The following is a 1,578-nucleotide window of genomic DNA, read 5'->3' as shown; positions in this document are numbered from 1 at the left end:
GGCCTCGGCCACCCGGCGCACCAGGTCCTCGTCCCAGGTGGCGCCCAGACCGACGGCCTGCGGGAACACCGTCGCGACACCGAGCCACGCCACGCCGTGCAACGCCTCCGAGCCGGTGCGGAACGCGGTCAGCCCGAGCCGCGGGACGGCCGGCGCGTACTGGTGCAGCATGGCGATCCGCTCGTCCAGCGTGAGCCGGCTCAGCAGGTCGTCGACGCGCTTGCGCACACTCGGCTCGGAGGACCGCCGCTCGCCGGCGGACATGGTCGGGGAACTCACGTGGCAACCCCTCAGGTCAAGTCTGTTTAAGCGCTTCAACGCTCGCATGGTCCGCTTGACACTGTCAATGCGCAGGTCAGGTCGATGCTTCGGCCGATCTGACCCTTGCCGTAACGCCGGTCACACCCTAGTCTGCCTCCAGCGTTCAAGCGCTTCGACACTTCAACGGAGAAGGCGGCCGGACATGGGTATCGAGATGAACCGGAGAAGGTTCCTGAGCGTCACCGCCACGGCCGCGGGGATCGCGGCCGCGGGGGGCTTCCTGTCGGCGTGCGGCGCGGGCACGCCGCAGAAGACCGGCGCGAACACCGAGGGGCTCAAGGCGTCGCTGCCCGACTACGTGCCGAGCACCACCATCAAGGCGGACATACCGTCCGTCGCGGGCGGCTCGGGCGCCCTCACCGACCCCGCCTTCCTCACCTACCCGACCGAGCGGGTCACCACCGTCTCCGGCACGCCGGGCAAGGGCGGCAAGTACACCGCCGTCACGCCGCTGTGGGGCACGATCCCGCCCGCCGACAACTCGTTCTACCAGGCCATGAACCAGGCCCTCGGCGTCACGCTGGAGATGAAGCCGGCCGACGGCAACAACTACGCCACGATCATCCCCACCATGACCGCCGCCAAGAAGCTGCCCGACTGGATCCAGCTCCCGACCTGGTGGAACCCCAACTTCAGCGTCGGTGAGCTGGCCGGGACGCAGCTGGCGGACCTGACGCCGTTCCTGGCCGGCGACAAGGTCAAGAAGTACCCGAACCTCGCCGCCATCCCCACGGGCGCGTGGCAGGCCGGCGCCTGGGGCGACAAGATCTACGGCATCCCGTCGTTCTCCAGCGGGTTCGTCGTCGCCGGCACCACGTACTACCGGCGCGACGTCTTCGACGCCAAGGGCATCACCGCCGACCAGGTCAAGTCCGCGGACGACCTGATGGCGCTGGGCAAGGAGCTGACCGACGCCAAGGCGGGCGTGTGGGCGTTCGGCGACGTGTGGACCTACCTGTTCCCGTCCTGGAACGTGCCCCTGCGGTGGAAGGTCGACAACGGCAAGCTGGTCCACCGGTACGACACGCCGGAGCTGCTGGACGCCCTGGAGTGGCACTACAAGCGGGCCACCTCGGGCTACCTGCACCCGGACGCCATCGCCGGTGACAACGCCAACGGCAACGTCCGGTTCTACTCGGGCAAGGTGCTGATCGCCGGCGACGGCACCGGCGCCTGGAACAACGCGGACCACCAGTCGGGCACGGCCGCCAACCCGAACTACCGCCGTGGCGCCTTCGACTTCTTCACCGCGGACGG

General features: G+C 69.3%; 2 pseudogenes. One reads left to right on the top strand and one right to left on the bottom strand.

Features of this window, described 5'->3' with window-relative positions:
• Positions 1–279 (bottom strand): annotated as a pseudogene (locus AB0G02_RS39395) (hypothetical protein); the annotation flags it as partial.
• Positions 280–475: 196 nt separating this feature from the next.
• Between AB0G02_RS39395 and AB0G02_RS39390 the strand changes: the two are divergent.
• Positions 476–1,578, top strand: a pseudogene (locus AB0G02_RS39390) (hypothetical protein); the annotation flags it as partial.

It is taken from the genome of Actinosynnema sp. NPDC023658, from assembly GCF_040639995.1.
GTDB lineage: Bacteria > Actinomycetota > Actinomycetes > Mycobacteriales > Pseudonocardiaceae > Actinosynnema.
The sequence above is the reverse complement of the archived record's forward strand: the minus strand, read 5'-3'. Positions and strand labels throughout refer to the sequence as shown.